We start from the raw sequence: 19,249 nt of genomic DNA, 5'->3' as shown, positions 1-19,249 counted from the left end.
CGTTTCACACTTTTCCTGAAATTGCTCTTTGCATCGCCAGTTCGCGCCAGCGCGTGCCCAGCGACACGCCGACGAGCAGCAGGCAGAAGCCGAGTGCAAGCGGCGAGTAGAAGGCTTCTTCCTGCAGCACGGCATTGGCCGAGATGGTAACGATGACGACGAAACCGAACAGGAAATCCGGGTCGCGGGTTTCGATCAGTTGACGCCGCGCCGCCATGGCGAGCGCCGCCAGGAAGCCGAAGAAGACAAAGCTGCCTATGCCCATCTGATAGAGCATGACGCCGACGGCGCTCTCGACGGGAACGGAGGCGACACCTTCCGCCTGGGCGTTGGCCCAGCTGAGATTGAGGCTGGTGCTCGACAAATTGCCGCCAAAGCCCAGTCCCTGTCCAAGTGGGTTGGCCAGGAAGTCGCGCAGGCCGGCCGTCAGGCCAAGCACGTGATAGTCCCCATGCGTCGCGCCATAGCCGATTGCCGCGGTCGTCCAGGCTAAAGCCAGGACTATGACGGCGGTGAGCGTAAAACCGGCACGGGAGGGGCTGTAGATCAAACGCGTGGCGAGCGCGATGAGCAGCAGGAACGTCGCGCCCTTGGAGCCGATGACGAGCAGCAGCGGCAAGGCTGCAATGGGCAGCAGCCAGCGTCCCTTGAACAGCAGCCAGGCCGATATGATGCTGAGGGCGTAGGCATAGCTGATCGGATGAAAATTCGGGCCGCCGACACGAAAGACGCTGGGCAGGATGTCGTTGAAGAACGGCGTGTTGAAGAAGGTCGTGGTCATCACGTCCTCAAGCCCACGGAAAACGAAGCCGGTCTCCTGTAGCGCCTTCTCCCAGACGCCGGTCTCAATCTGCCGCGATATGCTGCGTTCGATGTAAAGGTCGCCATGGAAGAGGCTGAGGAAATTCATCGTGAAGATCAATTCCAGATATCCGTAGACGACCGCGCCGGCACCGAGCCACAACATGCTCTTGCGCAGGTCGACCGGATAGAGGCTGGCGGCGAGCACGGCGATGTGGAAGCAGGCAAGCGGCGTGATCGTGTTGCGGAAATAGACGACCGCGTCCTTGGGCTGACCGTGCACGACCCCCAGGGCGAGATAGAAGGTGATGGTTCCACAGAGCACGAGGCTGAGCAGCAGCCAGAAGCGCAATTCGATCAGGGCGCGCACGCGCTGCTGGAACGACGCGGCAAGGAAAATGCCGAAGGCGCTCATCAGGATGACGAAATTGGTACCGCGCAGCGAATCGAACGTATCGTTGTCTGGGATGTAAGGGGTGTACCAGGTGACCACGAGGTTCTGGTAGAGGAAGGCGCAGATGATCAGGACGGGAACGCCCGCGGGCAGGGCGTTGGACACGATTAGCGTCAGGAGGAAGGTCGCGACAATGCCGAACGGGGTCCAGACGGCAAAGGCCGAAACCGTCAAGACAACAACAATCAGCGACACGCAGACATGCAGCAGTGCGTCGCGCGGGGCTGCCAGGCTTTGCGCGCGCAGGGCGACTGGCGGATAGGCTCCGGTGACGCTCATAGCTGGCCCGCCTCGCCCAGGAGGGCAGCCATCATCGAGGCGTCGAAGCCTTCCGTGCTCTGCCTGCTGGGGATGAAGCCAAAGCCCTGGTCGAGCTCCCAATAGGTCCAGCCGATATGGTTGACTTCGGCGGCCTCGCGCACGGCGCGGACCCAGGCCGCGCGGCTTTGCGCATCGACGCAGAAATTGAGCACGCCGAATTCGTTCAGCATCACCGGGCAGTCATGAGCCGCCGACCAGCGTGCGGCCTCGGCAAAGTTCGAAGCAATCGCGGCCGCCGTCCATGGGTTCGAAAGTTCGTCCTCGAGCAGGGAAGCGGCTTCTTCGTCGCCGGCAGTGCGCAGTCTAGCAATGAGCTCGCGGACCGCCGGAGTCTCGCTTGTCGCGGGAAAGGGCAGGTTGGCCATGCGGGCGAGCGGCGACGTATCCCAGTTCTCGCATTGATGGGTAAACGCCATCGGCGCATAGAAGTGGATGGCGGCGATCTGATTGTCGTCGGCCAGAGGCGGCGTATCGGCTATTTCCCATATGCCCTGGAAGCGTGCAGGGCCCCAGACCAGTGTGTGGCGCGGACATGTTGCGCGCAGCGTCTCGGCGAGCCTGTCGCGCAGCGCCTGCCAGACGGCGCGCTCCATCGGCGGCTCGTTCAGCAGCTCCGGATAGACCGAGGCCGCCGGCAGATCGGCGATGACGGGACGCAAGGCCGTCCACGCCTGCACAACCTGTTCGCTTGCGGCTGCCGGATCGCGCTCGAAAGCGGCGTGAAGGTCAGCGGACGGGTGCATGTCGACGAGAACGGCAAAGCCCAGCCCGGCAAGGTCAGCGACGCCGTCACGGATGCGGCGGAGCCCGACCGTGTCGCCGGCCGAGATAAGATCGCTGTTCACCGGCAAGCGGATGGTTTCGAACCCCGACTGGCGCAGCTTTTCCAGCGTCGCAGTGGCGGGAGCAATCCCTGCCTCGCGATCGAGCCATCCCGGAAGATTGAAGCCACGTGATGGAATGCTGCGCGCGGTCGTCGTGGCGGGGGCCGGGAAGGGGAGGGCGGCAAGCACAGCCCCGCCGGCCAGAGCGAGCGCCTGCCGCCGTGACATCACCGGCAGCGATGTCAGATCCGCTGGCACGGATCAGCTCCTCGCAGCCAAACTGCGGCGCCAATCGGCGCCGGACGGCGGCACAGGCGTGCGCGCGGCCGGCTGCGCGGTCTGCGGTGCGATCACCAGTGTGGCGCTGCGTCCGATCTGGGCGACGCCCAGCCGTTGCACCAACAGGGCGGCAGCGTCGGCTGCCTGCTCCGACGGGGTCAGCGCCAACAGCGTCAGATCGGCCCGCGTGAAAAACTCCGGGGACCAGGCCTTTTCGCCGAAGGCCGGGGCGCTGACGAGGATGAAGTCGAAGGCGTTCCCAGCCTCGGTCAGAACGTCGCCCAAGGTCCGGTCGCCTTTTTGCCCCTGCGGGCTGCAGATGGCGGTTCTGAGGCCGCTGGCGCTGTCGACGAATATGCCGGGGCCATGGTCCGCCGAAGCGGATGGCTGGCCTTCGATCTCAACGACCAGCACGTTCTGCTCGACGCGCTGCAGGCTGATCCCGATCAATGCGCCGGCAAGCCTTGCCTCGACGCTGCCGCGCGTCGAGGACACCGCCAGCACAAAGGGTTTGGGATGGTCGTGCAGGCGCAGGATGATCTGCCGCATCAGCTTCAGCACGTCGCGCGAAAGCGCCTCGTCGCCGTCCTGGAACAGTGAGGCCCTGATTGCCTTGATGCCTGAAAGCGCCGTGCCGCTGGCCGGCACGCGGTATTGCCCCAGACTGGCCGGCAGCGGCTGCGGAGCCGGCTGGGCAGCGGCACGCGGTGCGTCCTGCCTCGGCTGGACCGCCGGCACCACTTCTTCCTTGGGCGCCTGCGGTTCGTCTTCGGGCCGGCGGACCGGGCCGAACGCCAGAGCGAGACCGCATCCGGCGAGAAGGCCAAGAACCGCGCTCACTGGCAACAGCAGGGCCGGCTTCGGCCAGGTCGGTTGCAGTGGCGGCGAAGCCTTGGCGATCGTGCGCGCCTCGGAGGTCTGGACGCCCTCCATCTGCGAGGTTTCCTTGGCGCGCTTCAGATACTCGTCGAGGACGCCGCGAGCGGCCTGGGCCTTGGAGTCCAGCTGCCGCAGCTGCACCTGGGCAAGGCTCGAGTCGGAAGACTGCTGGCGCAAAGCTTCGAGCTTGGCCTGCAACTTGCCGACATTTTGCGCTGCGAGATCGTAGCTGGCCTTCAACTGCTGCCTGATGCGGTCGGCCTCGGCACCCATGAGCCGGTTCATCCGTTCCAGCTCGGACCGCAGCCGCGCGATCGCCGGATGGCGCGGCCCATACATGGTTTCGAGATTGGCGAGTTCGGCGGCGCGCTGGTTATAGTCGTCGCGCAATTTTATGGCCGAGTTGGAGGACAGGATTTCCGCCAGCCTGGCCAGACCCGCCGGCGAGCTGCCCACGGCAAGCGCCTGATTGTAGCGGTCCCTTGCCTGGTCGGCGTCGCCCTGGGCGGTGATCAGCTGCGTCGTCAGCTGGTCAAGCTGGAATTGCAGCGTGCCGCCATCGGTCGGGTCGACGATCCTGTGCGTCGTCTTGAAATCCTCGACCGCGCGTTCGGCGTCGCTGACGTCCTTCTGCAGGCCCTTGATCCGGTCGTTGAGGAGGGAGTTCACGTCGCTGTTGGCGCCTTCGCGCTCTCCGGCAAGACCGGTCCGGTAGCGCTCGACGATGGCGTTGGCGATGCGCGCGGCCGTCTCCGGCGATTTCGACGTGAAGCTGACATTGATGACATAGGTGAGCCCTTCGCGCTCCACCGATACCGCTTTTTGAAAGCGCTTGAAGGTCGCGTCGCGCGTGGCTTTCTTGTCCGATCCGAATATGGAAAACAGCCGCGATACCAGGCCGCGGCCCGAGAATTCGGGGTCGTTCTCCACCTTTTGACCGTCGAATACATCTCCCAGCAGATCCTGCGATTCGATGACGAAGACCTGGCTGGCTATGGCGGCGCTGTCGGAGCCGATGCCGGGAAGAACATTATTGAAATTAGTGGAACGCGAATCGCGCGGGTCGATCAGGATCGAGGCTGTTGCCGTGTAGCTCGGGCTTGTCACGGCGAGATAGAGCACCGTCAGCAGCAACACAGCACCTGTAATGACAAAAATCATCAGGCGACGGCCCCAAAGAATCGCCCAGAGCGCCGCGATATCAAACAGCGGTGGAAGCGTGCGATCGTCGATGCTGGCAGGACTCATCATTTTTCCTCTGCAGAGTCACATCACTCTACACCTCGCACTATTTCCCATTATCGTTAGCCCTTCGTTAAGGTTACCAAAGCGTTTCGCCTTTTGTATGCAGGGGGCGCCAGTAACCATTCGTCGCGTTGGCACTGGCGCTTGCGTGAGTTTTTGTTCTATTCAGGGACAGGTTTCAGGGTCGGTTCGGCTGCCGCGGGGGCAAGGCCATTGCCGATCGTCACGGGAGCCGATCTTGGATGACAACATAAGCGACAAAAAAGCCGCAATGGCTGGGAGCGGCAATCCGGCAGCCAACATGCGCATGTCCATCCCCGCGCTCGCCAGGAGCGGGGCGGTCGCGGGCGTGATCAAGCTCGCCAGTGCCGGCCTGTCGTTTCTGATGTTCGTGGCCGTGGCGATGGTGATGGACGAGCGGCAGTTCGGCCTCTACAGCGCCACCTATGCCGGCGCCAGCCTGGTTTCTTTCTTTGCATCGGTTGGCCAGCAGAGCACCGTGCTCAGGTTCTGGCCGCAATATGCCGGCCTCGGCGATCTCAATTCGGCGCATGGCATGATGGCGCGCGCCATATTGGTGGCGCTGCTCGGGCTTGTCGTCTCCAGCCTGCTCATCCTGGTAGCGGGGTTTTTGCCGTTCGTCGGCGGCGGCACGCCCGAATGGCTATCACTGTGCCTGGCTGCCGCGGTGCTGTCATTCTCGCTCGGCTGGTCTGAATTCACCTCCGGCGCCTTCCGCGCCAAGCATGCACTCATTTACGGCCTGTTGCCGCGCGATATCATATGGCGGGCGGCGACCATTGCCGCCATGCTCGGGTGCCGCTTCCTGCATATCGAGATGGGTGCGGTCGCAGCGACCTTTCTGACCGCCGGGCTGCTCATCCTTTCGGTCGTGCCGCAGACGGTGCTTCTGCTGCGCGAAACCGCGCGCGCCGAGCGCGGCCCGCTCAGCCCAGCGCAAAAGCAGGAATTCAAGACGGTGACACTTGGCCTGTGGGGCGTCACCTCGCTGCCGCCGGCGCTCGGCCAGGTCAGCACCTTGCTGGTGGCCATGATCCTGGGGCCGGTCCCGGCCGGCGCCATCTTCGTCGCCGACCGGACAACCCGTTTCGTGGCGCTGGCGCTCAACGGCATCAACCAGGCGCTGGCGCCGCAGATTTCGAGCGCCTTCTATAGCGGCGACAGGGCGCATGTGCAGCGCATCACCAGCCTTGCGGCACTCGGCAGCTTCGCCATTGCGCTCTGCGTGCTGGCGGCGTTCTGGCTTTTCGGCGGCTTCATCCTGTCCATTTTCAATCCGGCCTATGACACGCCGACCATGCGTACGACGCTCGTCATCTTCGGCATCGGCGCGACCTTCGCCACCGCTTGCGGCCCGATCGAGATACTGCTGCAACTGACCGGCCTTCAGCATGCACTGTTCAAGGTGCTGATCATCGTCAACGTGCTGGGGCTCGCCGCGACGGCCGCGACGACCTACTATTTCGGGCCGGTCGGCGCGGCGGTCACCATCGCCGGAACGGTGATTGCCTGGACTGCCCTCGCAGTGTCGATCGCGCGGCGCCGAATAGGCATAAACCCGTCCATCTTCGGCCTCGCGATGGGCAAGGCGGCAGCCATTTCCCGTCCTGTGCTTAGAGACCGCACGTGAAGATCGTGCAGGTCCAGACGCAGGCGGAGGCGGCCGGTGCGCAACGCGTTTCCGACATGGTGGGTGAAGGATTGCGGGCGCGTGGCCATGATGTCCGCACCGTCTTCATGTACCGGAAGACCGACGCATTCGACCACGACGCCAGCGCCGATTTCATCCTTTCCGAGCCGCCAAAAGGCTTGCCGGGACAGATCCTAGCGGCCATCGGACTGGTGAGCTATCTGCGCAAGGCGCGGCCGGATGCCGTCATCACCTATCAGCATTATGGCAACATCTTCGGCACGATCGGCGCGCGACTGGCCGGGGTCAGGCACATCGTCGCCAACCAGAGCGGCGCACCGCACACCAAGGGCACCATGGGCCTGCTCTCCCAGATCGACAAGCTTATGGGCGTGACCGGCCTTTACCATGCAAACATCGTCAACTCGGCCTGGACCGAAGCCCAATTCGATCACTATCCGCAAGCCTACCGGCGCCGCCTCCATCGCATCGATCACGGTGTATCGGCGCCGCGTGAGCAATTCGACAAGGCTGCTGCGCGCGCCCGCTTCGGCTTGCCAGGCAATGCGTGGCTTGCCGTCTCGTCCGGACGCCTGACGCGAACGAAGAACCAGATCGCGCTGGTCGGGGCACTTGCACGGTTGTCCGACATCCATGTAGCGCTTGCCGGCGTCGGACCGGAACTCGAGACGCTTGTCACCTTTGCCAGGGAGCGGGGCGTGGCGGACCGGTTGCATCTGGTCGGCGAAGTTCCGCCGGCGCAGATTTTCGAATTCCTGGCGGCAGGCGATGTCTATGCGTTCCCGTCGACGAGCGAGACCTTCGGTCTTGCCTGCGTCGAAGCGGCGATTTCCGGGCTGCCGGTGGTGGCAAGCAATCTTGCCGTGATGCGCGAGGTGCTGACCGCGCAAGACGGCGAACCGGCTGCGATCTTCATCGAGGCCGACGCCGCCGGCATGGCGACGGGGCTTGCCGAGATGATCGCCAGGCCGGAGCTCATGACCAGGCTTTCGGCGGCCGGTCGGCGGCTCAAGGACAAGTACTCGCCGGCCCAGATGTGTGCCGGCTACGAGGCGCTACTGCTTTCCTAGAGCGGTTCACGGAAACGGTGGATCGCTCTATGTCTTATTTTGCGCAATTCCCAAGGGAAAGCGCTGCGCGCTTTTTCCGGGAAAACCGCTCACACTTTTCCGGGAATTGCTTTAGCGCCTCCGCACCGCTGCGATCCCGTCGATCACTTCCAGCCTGCCGGCGCGGTTGAGTGTGTGGATTTTCGGGTATGGCCAGTCGCCATCGGCGACGATCGGCCGGGGTGCTGAAAGCCGCACCGTCTGCCGGTCGAGCTGCAACAGTTCGGACAGGCCGAGGCCACCGCCATAGCCGAGCGTTCCGTCCTGTACGGGAAGAACGATACGGCCGTCGCGGCTGCGTACGAAAGCGCCACCCGGACGCGCCATGCGATGGTCGATCAGGATCGGGTTGCCGGCATGTGGCGTCCAGGGGCCGGTGAGGGCAGGAGCCGAAAACACCACCAGCGTGTCGGAGGTGCTGCCGTAGCCGTCGCGGTCGGTGGCGAACAGCCAGAGCTGCCCGTCATGTTCGAGCAGCGTTGCGTCGGAAATCTCGCCCTCGACCAAAACGGTCTCGGCGGTCCAGCGATCCGGGAAAGCTGACGCGCGATAGAGGGTGAGCTTGCCGCTGGCGCTGGCTTCGGGAAGCATCCAGACTGCCCCGTCACGCTCGAACACCTGGGGATAGGAGAGGTGGTGCGGTTCCTCCAAAACCACCCGTGGCGCCTCCGGAACGCCGTTGGCATCGAACGCAACGACCGAGACGACAGCCTTGCCGGTGGCATGGGGATAGTCCTCGACGAACAGGAACGACTGGCCCTGCCATTCGAAAGGGAACGGATCGGCGTAGAAATGGTCGCCGGGGTCGGGCAGCACCGACCAGCCGCTGCCCAGCCTGCCGGTTTCCACGACGCCGGGGGTATCGGCAAAGCGATAGCCGACCCGCCAATGCGCGTGGCGATAGCTGACGCGCCGGATGATTTCACGGCCAAGCCGCGGCAGCGCCGAGCCGAGATAGGCGGGCAGGAATTGCATTGCCGGACCGCTGCGGGCTTCAGACGATGGTTCGTCCTGCAAGGGCCGGCCGTCGGCAAAAGCCTTGGCGAGCGAGACGATCAGGGTAATGGCGCGTGCGAGCACATCTTCCGTTCCGAGCGCCACCGATTCCCGCTTGTCCACCATCGGCCGTGCCTGGCCGACCACTTTTCCATCAAGGACGGCCTCGATAACAGGCAACCTTCCGGCCGCGACCACTGTTGCCACTGCAAGATCGGACCGATATCCGTCGAACAGGAGGCCAATGGTTGGTACATCGGATCGCGGCGCATTGGCGGCAAGGTCCAGCCTGAGTGCTGCGGGCCTGCTGGCCGGCTGGACCGGAATCTCGTTCAGCGCCGCGGCCAGATTGGGACGGCGGCGCCGAAACAGCCGCTGTTCGAACGCGAACGCGGCTTTGGCCGAACCTGGCCAGCCTGCCGTTCCCGGCTGCTGCAGCACGGCGACATCGTGGCCGTCCGATTGCAGTTGCTCGATGACAATCTTCTGCCACAGGCGCGGTGCAGTTTGTGGAACAATGACGTCGATCGCCAGCATGTCGCACCAGTTCGCGATTGTATCGGGACCCGGCCTGGACATTTGAAGAGAAATGACCGGTACAAACAAATGACTGACTGAAAAAACTTACCTTGCGGTTACTTGCAAGTCTGGCCATTCGCTTTACGGGAAGAACTTGACCAATCCTGCCGGGCAGGCGCGCAATGCTGGATTGACGGTAGATATGCAATCAGCGCTTGAGGCTCCCCATATACCAAGTTTCCAACATTCCATGCGGTTGACCTTGACGTGGAACGCAAGACAGCGTCGATAGACCATGCCCAGCCGGTTCGGACCATACATGTTTGAAGTCACAGTCGAGGATTCGTTCGATTTTCGTTCGAAGGAATATGCCGAGCTTTTCGCCAGCTCGGCTGCGACCGCTTTTCAGCACCCCATTTGGCTCGCCCTGCTGTACGAGAAGATCGTCGGGCATGGTGCGGCCACGCCGCTGATCATCGTCGTGCGTGCAGGCGGAAGACTGGCGATGGTCCTGCCGCTGGTCAGGCGTCGCTACACGCTCTTGAAAGTCGTGGAATTCGCCGACATGCGTGTTTCCGACTACATATCGCCGGTCGCCGACGAGGAGATGTTTTCGCGTATCGTGGCAGATGACCGCACTGTGGCCGCCATCCGAAAACATCTGAAGCCCTATGACCTGCTGCGCATCGGCAAGCTGGCCGACCGCTCGCTGGCAATCGAGCGCCTGTTTGGCATCGACAAGCGTGAAAGCATGGGCATGAGCGCCTATTCCAGCAAGCTCGAGACGACATTCGCGGCGTGGCGCGAACATCAGCTCGACAGTTCATATCGCAAGGAGCTCGACAAGAAGTCGCGGCAACTCGGCCGGATGGGCCAGGCGCGATTTGAATGTTCGGATAGTATCGACGCCATCCGGACGACATTCGATGCGCTCAAATTATACCGCGGCAAACGTTTCGACGGCAGCGACGGCCCCGCCGACCTGTTGCAGTCGCCGTCCTATTTCGAGTTCTATATGGCCGTGGCGGCCGAGGGATGTGCCGGCTTTGCCCGCACCTACACGTTCTGGATGGACGATCGGGCGATCGCCGGCGCGCTTGGTCTCGCACATCGCGGCTCGCTGCTGGTCATTCTCGGCGGCTTTGACGAGGCAGGTTACCGGAAGCAGTCGATCGGCAGCCTGATGTTCGAACAGATCGCCCGCGACTGCATCGAGCGCGGCGACCATTCGCTCGACTTCACCATTGGGGACGAACCCTACAAGATTACCTTTGGTGGCCGGCCATCGCCGATGTGGCAGATTTTCAGGGCCGGCAGCCCGCTCGGCTATGCCGCGCACATGACCGTCGAGAAACTGCCGGCGGCCAAGGCGCTGGCGCGGCGGCTGGTCGGGTCGCATGGCAAGAAGCCCAAGTCCGGCCGTACCGTGCTGCCGCAGGCGCCCAGCGACGAGGCGGCCGGCTCCTAGAACAATTACAGGAAAAGGGTGAAGCGGTTTTTCGCGGGAAAAGCGCGTCAGCGCTTTCGCCGCGGAATTGCGTAAAAACAAAGATAGAGCTGTTTCAGGTCGTGGCTTCTATGCCTGGCTTTCTGAAACTCCGCAGCCTGGCGGCGAAAGCGGGGCTTAGAGTGGCGATCCTCTGCATGACGCGGCGGCGGCTGAAATGAAGCTGCCGGCGCGCGCGCCAGCGCAGGTCCGTGTCGATGGTCAGGCTGCGGCGAAAATCAGCCATATGCAGGCCGTGTTCGTCCATCGCCTGCTTTACCGGATCGTCGTAGAAAGTTGCGATCTTGGCCGCCGTCATGCCGGGCGAAGCCATCCACTGCGGTACATGCACCGTGCACAACCGTTCGACATCGGTGAGCAGCCGGCTGACGCCGGTTCCGGCGGCCGGACAAGAGGTCTGATAGGCATCGCCGATCAAAACGACACCGTTGCGCACACAGTTCTGCGCCACGGTGATGTCGGTGAGCCAGCTGTCGACACGGTTGATGACTTCGAAATCGCCGAATGTCTTAACCAGCCCCGGGAGTGTTTCGATGAGCGTTTCCCGTGGACGTTCGCGCAGCGCCTTTACCCAGGGATCACGGTGATCGCGGAAGACGAACAGATTGGCGCGCACGACGTCGGCGGCGGGAAACAGGGTCAGGTAGTCGATGCCGTCGGAGACCCGCTCGCCGTAGTAGGTGACGGCCGCGTGCTTGAAGGCGCTTATTCCCACCGGGCGCAAATTGAAGCCGAAGGTCAGCGACTGCTTCTGGTGAACGAAGTGGCGCTCGATGCCGACGTCACGCTTCAGAATGTCGCCCATGCCGGTGGCCAGCACGAGCAGCCGCGCCGTCACGTCGTGATGATCGAGGATCGACACGCGCTGGCGTTCCGCTCCTGTCTCCAGCCCGTTGACGCGGCCGGAGATGAAGCGAACATTTTCGGGCAGTTCGGCACGCATGGCGGCTACGAGGTCATCGTAGAAAATGCCGTAGTGACGCGCATGCGTGCGGTCGAGGACACGCCCCCTGCGAATGTTGACGATGTCGTCGAAGGCCACGGCCGCCGTCGAAAGCCTGTCCAGAAGGCCAAGCCGGCGCAGTTTTTCAATCTGGTCGCCGGCGACTTTCTCGACACGGAATTCCCTGGGAAAGACCGAATGGCGATCGATCAGGATGACGCTGTAACCGGCCCGTGCGAGCACATTCGCCGCAATGGTGCCGGAAAGTCCGGCGCCGACGATGGCGATCTCGGCATCGGCCCCTTCCGGCAGTGGACTGTGGCGGTGCTCGGCAGTCATTTGGAATACCTCACTAGGGCGTAGACGGCGAGGGGGCTGGTCGTGAAGTAGCGCCAGAAAAGCCGGCGCGGCTCCATCATCACACGCCAGAGCCATTCGAAGCCTGCCTTCTGCACCCATAGCGGGGCGCGGCGGACCTTGCCGGCGATATGGTCGAAAAGCCCGCCCGACGTCTTGATCAGGCCGACATTGTGGAGCCGCGATGCATAATCGCGGATAAAGATCTGCTCGCGCGGCACGCCGAGGCCCAGCCACAATATGTCGGGCGCAAGCGCGTTGATCTCGTCGAGTTTCCTTTCAAGCGCCTGGCCGGCGAGAAAGCCGTGACAATGGCCGGCGATACGCAGGCGAGGGTATTTGGCGCTGATGCGGGCGACAGCCTTGTTGTTCTCCGCCTCCGTCGAACCCAGCAGGTAGAATGTCGTGCCGTCCTGTTCGGCGAGCTTGGCCACATCATGGAACAGGTCAGTGGTGGCGACCCGCTCGGGCAGCTGCACGCTGCACAGCAGGCGCGAGGCGAAAACCAGCGGCTGGCCATCGGCGAAGATCTGGTCGGCCTGGCGAAACAGCCCGGCGACCTCCGTATTCTGCCCCACCTGGGCGATGACATCGCCATTGGCGGAGGTGAAATAATAGGGGCGGGTGTTGGGCAGATGCCCGCGCGCCGACGCGATCATCAGCCGGGCGGCGTCTTGCCGATCGATAACGGTGATCGGCAGGCCGCCGAGCACAACCGTCGGCAAGGCGGGAAGCTGCGCGCCGGTTGCCACGCCTGCGGATGCGGTCTCGCCAAGCGAGCGGGGATGGGAAGCCTCACCTGCTGCGGACACCTCGGGGTGCCGCGCATCCGCTTCGCGGATCGCGCTCTTACCCTCTTGAGATTTTTTTGAAACGTCGCGCATCGTGGAAGTACCCATTTCGAAGTATTCTAAGTAAAACGAGGGGAAAGTTAAGCGATACGTTAATAGTTAGTTAACGGGTAAATTTTTCATAAAATTGACAGATAAATCAATGTGTTGCTTCGCCGCAGCGAAGCGTTGTCAGAATCGCGAAGAACGGACCCTTTCAGGTCGAGTTTGTTTTTTGGTCCTGGAGCAAAAACCCAATTGGATCAACGCGCTCTTTGCATTTTGTCGCCCTACAGAATTCGATTGCAGTGTGGCGGGGAGTTTGGCGTCGCGAACGCCTACGCAGCCGCGGACGACATGGAAATGTCGACGCGGCCTGCGTCAAGAAAAGGTCGATGAGAACCGGATTTCCGTCATGTTTCGTGGATAGCGATTGCTTTAGATTGGATGTCAAAAGCATCAACCGATCCGATGTTTGCAAGCAACCGCTGTTGGTAAAACTATGTTGTTCTGGTTGCATCTACTTGCAGACATCGTTCTCGTGCCATGCGTCGAGAATTCGACGCCGCTGCTTTTCATAACCCGCTTCGCCCTGTCGGACCTGCCCACGATACCGGTAATCGAAGGGCAGGCGCATCGTGAGGCAATTGGATCAAAAATCCTTCCGACCTATCCCTTGGAGGGATGCCCATTGCGGCGGGAATACCGTATCGTCGATGGCAGGCGCAAGCGCCAAATCCTGTGAACCAACCTGAGTAAGATGCTGCTTGATTCAGGCACCGCGTCAGAGGATACCGAACGGATCAAGCATGGAGTCCAGTTTGCCAGCCGTTGTTTCGCAACCGGTCGTCGCCCTCTTGACGCGGGCCGCGATTTTTCTTGTCGTTACGCTCAAACCCGGCCCCGAACACGACGCGACCGCACGCGGTCTGTGTGCCGATCTATCCGCACTCAAGCGAGCGGTCGGCTTTCGCGACCTCGAGGGCGGGTTGTCCTGTGTCATGGCAATTGGCTCCGACGCGTGGGACCGGCTGTTCGCAACCCCAAAGCCTAGGGACCTGCATCCGTTCCGCGAGATCCGCGGCCAGCATCACGCTGTTTCGACGCCGGGCGACATGCTGTTTCATATCCGTGCGGCGCGAATGGACCTATGCTTCGAACTGGCGACGCAAATCATGGCGCGGCTTGGTAGCGCTGTCGCCACGACGGACGAGGTGCAGGGCTTCAACTATTTCGACAACCGCGATCTGATCGGTTTCGTCGATGGCACCGAGAACCCTGTGGATCAGGGTGCAATCGACGCCACCATCATCGGCGAGGAGGATCCTGACTTTGCCGGCGGCAGCTACGTCATCGTACAGAAATACCTGCACGACCTGACGCGCTGGAACGAGGTGCCGGTGGCGGAGCAGGAGAAGATCATCGGCCGGACCAAGCTTTCCGACGTCGAACTCGACGACGCGGTCAAACCGACATCGGCGCACAATGCGCTGACGTCGATCACCGAGGACGGCGAAGAGCTGGAGATCCTGCGCGACAACATGCCGTTCGGCGATGCCGGCAAGGGCGAGTTCGGCACTTACTTCATCGGTTATGCCCGCTCGCCGCGGCGCATCGAACAGATGCTGGAGAACATGTTCATCGGCCGCCCGCCCGGCAATTACGACCGGCTGCTCGACTTCAGCCGCGCGGTGACGGGCACACTGTTTTTCGTGCCGTCTGCGACTTTTCTTGACGGTGTTGCGGCGGATGCGACTGCTGCTCCGCTGCCGACCCAGCCTGAGGCGACGGATCAAACCCAGTCGCGCCCGCGCGATGGTTCACTCGGTATCGGATCTCTCAAGGATATGAGGCAGACATGAACACGCTTTACCGGGAACTCGCTCCCATTTCCGACGGCGCTTGGGCGCAGATCGATGACGAGGCATCGCGCACGCTCAAGCGACATATGGCGGCGCGGCGCGTCGTCGATGTCGTCGGCCCGCAGGGTTTTGACCTGTCTTCCGTCGGCACCGGCCATTCCAAGCCGATCGCGGCGCCAGGCGAGGGGGTTCAATCGACACAGCGCGAGGTCAAGGCCCTGGTCGAGTTGCGGGTTCCGTTCGAATTGACGCGCCAGGCGATCGACGATGTCGACCGGGGTGCCACGGATTCAGATTGGTCCGCGGTGAAGGAAGCGGCGCGCAAGATCGCCTTTGCCGAGGATCGCTCGGTGTTCGACGGCTACGCCGCCGCCGGTATCCAGGGCATTCGTGAAGGCACCAGCAATCCGGTCGTGGCGTTGCCGGCCAATGTGATGGGCTATCCGGAAGCGGTTGCCCAGGCGGTCAGCCAGTTGCGGCTCGCCGGGGTCAACGGCCCCTATGCGCTGGTGCTGGGTGCGGCGGCCTACACGGCCGTCAGCGGCGGCAGCGACGAGGGTTACCCGGTCTTCCATCATATCGAGCGCATGGTCGAGGGCGGCATCATCTGGGCGCCGGCCATCGAAGATGGGTTCGTGCTCTCCACGCGCGGCGGGGATTTCGAGCTCGATATCGGCCAGGACCTGTCGATCGGCTACCTCTCGCATTCCAGCACGAGCGTCGAGCTTTATCTGCAGGAGACGTTCACCTTCCGGCTGCTGACCTCAGAGGCCTGCGTCACGCTTGCACCGCAGTCGTAGCGGCTTGACCGCGTCGGCCACCGCGTTGATGGCGCGAGCAGTCGCGATCAGAAACGCTCGCGATAGGCGCGCGGGTTAGTGCCCAGCACGCGTAGAAAGCCGCGTCGCATCGTTTCTTCCGAGCCGAAACCGCAGCGGCGTGCCGTCTGGTTGACGGGCTGGCCACGCTCCAGCATCCGTCGCGCCGCCTCGATGCGGATCTCCTCGATCGCCCGGGCGGGTGTCCGGCCGGTGGCCTCGCGATAGCGCCGCGAGAAGCTGCGCGGGCTCATATTGGCGTGGTCGGCCAACTGCGTCAGCGACAGGTCGCCAGCCAGATTTTCGAGGATCCAACCATGCAGCCGATCGAAGCGCCCATCGCCTTGCTGGAGCTTGAGGGTCTGGCTGAATTGCGCCTGGCCGCCGGGACGTTTCAGGAAGACCACCAACTCGCGCGCCACGCTGAGCGCCGTATGTCGGCCAAGGTCTGCCTCGACGAGGGAGAGGGCGAGATCGATCCCCGCCGTTACGCCGGCGGACGTCCAGACATTGCCGTCACGGATGAAGATCGGGTCGGGTTCTAGGCGGACTGCCGGAAAGCGCCGGGCGAACTCCGCGCAACGTCCCCAGTGGGTCACGGCGCGACGGCCGTCGAGGAGGCCCGCCTGCGCCAGCAGCATGGCGCCGCTGCAGACTGAGGCGGTTCGCGTGGCATCACGCGAGCGGCCGGCGATCCACTGGACCAGCACGGGATCGTCGCAGGCCGCGTTGACGCCCCATCCGCCGGGCACGATCAACGTATCGATCTCGCCTCCGTGTGTCGGCAGCGCCGCTGCCTCCAGCACGAGCCCGGCCGATGTTCGGATGCGCGGCGAGGCTGCGACGACCGTGACCTCGTAAGGCGCTGGTTCGCCGGTCTGCCTCTTGAAGTCGTTGGCGCTGGCAAAAACCTGAAGCGGTCCGCTGACGTCGAGGAGCTGGATGTCGGGATAGGCAAGCACTTCGATACGGCGCATCGGGTTTGGCCTGAAACGAGGGATGAATGGCAATCGCGCCAAAACATGATGCCCTAGATTGCCTGAAGTCAACCACGGAGATTTCCATGACCCTTCGTTTCGGCATCCTCGTATTCCCCAACGTCCAGCAGCTCGACCTCACCGGTCCCTACGAAGTCCTGGCAACAGCCAAGGGCGCGGAAGTGGAATTGATCTGGAAGGATCGCAATCCGGTGATGTCCTCGACACGGCTGTCCCTCACGCCAACGGCGACCTTCGACGATTGCCCGCCTCTCGACGTGCTGTGCATTCCGGGCGGGGGTGGGGTCAATCCGCTGCTGGAGGACCAGACAGTCCTCGATTTCGTGTGGGAGCGCGCGGCGCAGGTGCGCTACATCACCTCGGTGTGCAGCGGCTCCCTGGTGCTCGGCGCGGCCGGGCTGCTGAAGGGCAAGCGGGCGACCACGCACTGGTATGCGCATGATTTCCTTGAAGAGTTCGGGGCGATCCCCGTCGATGAGCGTATCGTCGAGGACGGCAAGCTCATTACCGCCGGCGGCGTCACGTCCGGGATCGATTTCGGCCTGGCGCTGGTTGCGAGGCTGCTTGGACAGGAGGAAGCCGAGATCGTGCAACTCTCGCTCGAATATGCTCCGGCGCCTCCTTTCCAGTCGGGCACGCCCGCCGAGGCTTCGCCTGCCGTGCTGGCGCAGGCAAAGGAGCGCCTCTCTGGTTCGAGGCGGGTTCGCGAGGAGATGTTCGCTCGCTGGCGCGAGGCTCGCGCGGCCACTGCGCCGGCGCGGATCCACGGCTGAAGCGGCAGGGCTGGAGGTGCATATCTCTGGCCCTTCGGCCCAGCTGCGTTTCCGCTGTTGACACGTCTCTTCGTCTGTGCAGAAATTGGTTGGACCATTGAACCACTTTGAGTTTGCACAGGCGTGACCGAATTCAGCCTTCCGCCGATCCAGACGACGGCCCGCGACGATGCGGTGCTGAAGGCGTTGGCCGGCTTCGTCATGCGCGAGAAGCTGGAACCCGGCGAGAGATTGCCGACCGAACGCATCCTCGCCGAGCGCCTCAAGGTCAGCCGCAACACCGTGCGCGAGGCGCTGACGCGCTGGGAAGGGCTTGGCCTGGTCGAGCGCCGGCAGGGCTCGGGCACCTATCTCAAGGCCGCCGTCTCGCTCGACATGCTGCACATGCCGTTGACGCTCGCCGGCGGCAATGATTTCACCGGCCTGATGCGCACGCTGGAAATCCGCCGCGCGCTCGAAGCCGAAGCCGCCGCGCTTTGCGCTGTCCGTGCCGACGAGGACGACCTCGCCGAGATCGAGCGCAAGCTCGACATCATGGAAGACGCCTTCAAGATGCGCGCCGGCATGTCGTCGGACGAGGACTGGGAGTTCCATCAGGCGATCTATCGCGCCTCCGGCAATCCGCTGTTCGAGCAGATTATCAGTGCCATGCACGAGCTGTTCCACCGCTTCTGGGAGCATCCGCTCGGTGTTCGCGATTTCGGCCATGCCAGCTTTCCCTACCACCGCACCATCTTCAATTGCATCGCCGCACACGACCCGGAAGGCGCCCGGGCCGAGGCGCTGAAGCTGATCGCCACCGTCGAGAACGACCTGAAGCGCGGCGCGGCCAACCTCAAACTTGCGGACCGCAAATGAACGAGCACAGCTTCGACCCAGGCATTTCCGGCAGCGACTATCTCGCCGAGGCGGCGACGCTGCTGGCGCATGACGATCCGTTCCCCGGCAATGCTGTGGTGCCGCCGATCTACCAGACCTCGCTGTTCACCTTCGGCAGCTATGCCGAGATGGCCGACACGTTTGCCGGTCGCCGCAAGCAGCCGATCTATTCGCGCGGCGACAATCCGACGGTGATGGAGTTCGAGGCGCGCGTTGCTGCGCTTGAAGGTGCGGAAGCCGCGCGCGGCTTTTCCAGCGGCATGGCCGCGATCAGCTCCACGGTGCTTGCCTTTGTCGGCGCCGGCGAGCGCATCGTCGCGGTGCGCAACTGCTATGGCGACGCCTACAGGCTGTTCGAGCGGCTGTTCCCACGTCTGAACATCAAGGTCGATTATGTCGACGGCTCGGATCCGGACGCGATTGCGGCGGCACTGCCCGGCGCGAAACTGCTTTATCTGGAAAGCCCGACCTCGATGATGTTCGAGCTGCAGGACATCGCGCATCTGGCGCGGCTGGCGAAAGAGCAAGGCATCGTCACCACCATCGACAATTCCTGGGCGACGCCGGTATTCCAGAAACCGATCCTGCACGGCGTCGACCTCGTGCTGCACTCGGCCTCCAAATATCTCGGCGGCCACAGCGACACCGTCGCCGGCGTGGTGGCGGGCTCGGCCGCCCACATCAAGCACATCAACGACCAGACCTACTCCCAGCTCGGCGCCAAGCTGTCGCCTTTCGAGGGCTGGCTGCTGCTGCGCGGCCTGCGCACGCTGCCGCTCAGGCTGCCGCATCACATGAAGAGCGGGCTGACCATCGCCGAGCGGCTGAAGGCGCATGACAAGGTCGAGCGGGTCAACCATCCCGCCTATTCCAACCACCCCGGCAAGAAGACGCTTGCCGGCTATGCCGGGCTGTTTTCCTTCGAGGTGACGGAGGATGTCGACATTCCGGTTTTCGTCGATGCGCTGAAATTCTTCCGCATCGGCGTCAGCTGGGGCGGCCATGAAAGCCTGGTCGTGCCGGCAAAGGCCTCGCTCGAGCAGACGCCGGGTCTGAATTCGATGGCGCGCTTCGGCGTCAGCCCCCGAACCATCCGCTTCAATGTCGGATTGGAAAGCGTCGAGGATCTTTGGGCCGACATCGCCCAGGCCTTCGACAAAGCAAAAAAATAACTGGGTTCAAA

Annotated in this window: 15 protein-coding genes; 8 read left to right on the top strand and 7 right to left on the bottom strand. The window is 63.2% G+C overall.

The annotated features are described in order from the left end of the window. Positions 1 to 4 precede the first annotated feature (4 nt). Genes AC04SG_RS01915 through AC04SG_RS01905 form a run of 3 tightly spaced genes read right to left on the bottom strand, consistent with a single transcriptional unit; the run spans position 5 to position 4,806 of the window. Positions 5 to 1,534, bottom strand: a complete 1,530-nt coding sequence (locus AC04SG_RS01915) for a hypothetical protein (RefSeq protein ID WP_488549698.1) — start codon at positions 1,532 to 1,534, stop codon at positions 5 to 7. Continuing rightward, positions 1,531 to 2,658 carry a glycoside hydrolase family 5 protein gene (locus AC04SG_RS01910; RefSeq protein WP_488549697.1) on the bottom strand — a complete coding sequence of 376 codons (1,128 nt, stop codon included), beginning with the start codon at positions 2,656 to 2,658 and terminating at the stop codon, positions 1,531 to 1,533. The genes AC04SG_RS01915 and AC04SG_RS01910 overlap by 4 nt, the downstream gene beginning before the upstream one ends. A gap of 3 nt (positions 2,659 to 2,661) precedes the next feature. After that, positions 2,662 to 4,806 (bottom strand): GumC family protein, encoded by a 2,145-nt coding sequence (locus AC04SG_RS01905; protein WP_488549696.1) that lies wholly within the window; start codon positions 4,804 to 4,806, stop codon positions 2,662 to 2,664. A 235-nt stretch (positions 4,807 to 5,041) separates the two neighbouring features. Here AC04SG_RS01905 and AC04SG_RS01900 point away from each other — a divergent pair, with 235 nt between their 5' ends. Further along, a complete protein-coding gene (locus AC04SG_RS01900) occupies positions 5,042 to 6,454 on the top strand; it encodes a lipopolysaccharide biosynthesis protein (RefSeq protein WP_488549695.1) in 1,413 nt (470 codons plus the stop codon). Continuing rightward, positions 6,451 to 7,545, top strand: coding sequence for a glycosyltransferase family 4 protein (locus AC04SG_RS01895; protein WP_488549694.1), 1,095 nt, complete (start codon positions 6,451 to 6,453; stop codon positions 7,543 to 7,545). Before AC04SG_RS01900 ends, AC04SG_RS01895 begins: the two co-directional genes overlap by 4 nt. A 111-nt stretch (positions 7,546 to 7,656) precedes the next feature. Here the strand turns inward: AC04SG_RS01895 and AC04SG_RS01890 are convergent, their stop codons facing one another. Beyond that, positions 7,657 to 9,159, bottom strand: a complete 1,503-nt coding sequence (locus AC04SG_RS01890) for a glucosamine inositolphosphorylceramide transferase family protein (RefSeq protein ID WP_488549693.1) — start codon at positions 9,157 to 9,159, stop codon at positions 7,657 to 7,659. Positions 9,160 to 9,418: 259 nt separating this feature from the next. On the opposite strand from AC04SG_RS01890, the gene AC04SG_RS01885 reads away from it, so the two are divergent. Next, positions 9,419 to 10,567: a GNAT family N-acetyltransferase gene (locus tag AC04SG_RS01885; RefSeq protein ID WP_488549692.1), complete on the top strand. Its 1,149-nt coding sequence runs from the start codon at positions 9,419 to 9,421 to the stop codon at positions 10,565 to 10,567. Between the two features lie 94 nt (positions 10,568 to 10,661). Here the strand turns inward: AC04SG_RS01885 and AC04SG_RS01880 are convergent, their stop codons facing one another. Both AC04SG_RS01880 and AC04SG_RS01875 read right to left on the bottom strand, forming a co-directional pair. Continuing rightward, entirely contained in the window at positions 10,662 to 11,888 is a 1,227-nt protein-coding gene (locus AC04SG_RS01880) for an FAD-dependent oxidoreductase (protein WP_488549691.1), read from the bottom strand. Next, positions 11,885 to 12,805, bottom strand: coding sequence for a WecB/TagA/CpsF family glycosyltransferase (locus AC04SG_RS01875; protein WP_488549690.1), 921 nt, complete (start codon positions 12,803 to 12,805; stop codon positions 11,885 to 11,887). The genes AC04SG_RS01880 and AC04SG_RS01875 overlap by 4 nt, the downstream gene beginning before the upstream one ends. Positions 12,806 to 13,545: 740 nt before the next feature. Here AC04SG_RS01875 and AC04SG_RS01870 point away from each other — a divergent pair. Both AC04SG_RS01870 and AC04SG_RS01865 read left to right on the top strand, forming a co-directional pair. Next, on the top strand, positions 13,546 to 14,598 hold the full coding sequence (locus tag AC04SG_RS01870; RefSeq protein WP_488549689.1) for a Dyp-type peroxidase: 1,053 nt from the start codon (positions 13,546 to 13,548) through the stop codon (positions 14,596 to 14,598). Continuing rightward, positions 14,595 to 15,398 carry a family 1 encapsulin nanocompartment shell protein gene (locus AC04SG_RS01865; RefSeq protein ID WP_488549688.1) on the top strand — a complete coding sequence of 268 codons (804 nt, stop codon included), beginning with the start codon at positions 14,595 to 14,597 and terminating at the stop codon, positions 15,396 to 15,398. Before AC04SG_RS01870 ends, AC04SG_RS01865 begins: the two co-directional genes overlap by 4 nt. 47 nt (positions 15,399 to 15,445) lie before the next feature. On the opposite strand, the gene AC04SG_RS01860 is transcribed toward AC04SG_RS01865, so the two are convergent. Continuing rightward, on the bottom strand, positions 15,446 to 16,393 hold the full coding sequence (locus AC04SG_RS01860) for a GlxA family transcriptional regulator (RefSeq protein ID WP_488549687.1): 948 nt from the start codon (positions 16,391 to 16,393) through the stop codon (positions 15,446 to 15,448). Between the two features lie 86 nt (positions 16,394 to 16,479). Here AC04SG_RS01860 and AC04SG_RS01855 point away from each other — a divergent pair, with 86 nt between their 5' ends. The 3 genes from AC04SG_RS01855 (at position 16,480) to AC04SG_RS01845 (ending at position 19,238) form a co-directional block, all read left to right on the top strand. Then, positions 16,480 to 17,187 (top strand): DJ-1/PfpI family protein, encoded by a 708-nt coding sequence (locus tag AC04SG_RS01855; protein WP_488549686.1) that lies wholly within the window; start codon positions 16,480 to 16,482, stop codon positions 17,185 to 17,187. A 123-nt stretch (positions 17,188 to 17,310) separates the two neighbouring features. After that, on the top strand, positions 17,311 to 18,045 hold the full coding sequence (locus AC04SG_RS01850; protein ID WP_488549685.1) for a FadR/GntR family transcriptional regulator: 735 nt from the start codon (positions 17,311 to 17,313) through the stop codon (positions 18,043 to 18,045). Then, the gene (locus tag AC04SG_RS01845) at positions 18,042 to 19,238 is read left to right on the top strand and encodes a PLP-dependent transferase (RefSeq protein WP_488549684.1); all 1,197 of its coding nucleotides are present in this window, start codon (positions 18,042 to 18,044) and stop codon (positions 19,236 to 19,238) included. The genes AC04SG_RS01850 and AC04SG_RS01845 overlap by 4 nt, the downstream gene beginning before the upstream one ends. The last annotated feature ends 11 nt before the right edge of the window (positions 19,239 to 19,249 follow it).

Source organism: Mesorhizobium sp. CNPSo 4684, from assembly GCF_057784315.1.
The sequence above is the reverse complement of the archived record's forward strand: the minus strand, read 5'-3'. Positions and strand labels throughout refer to the sequence as shown.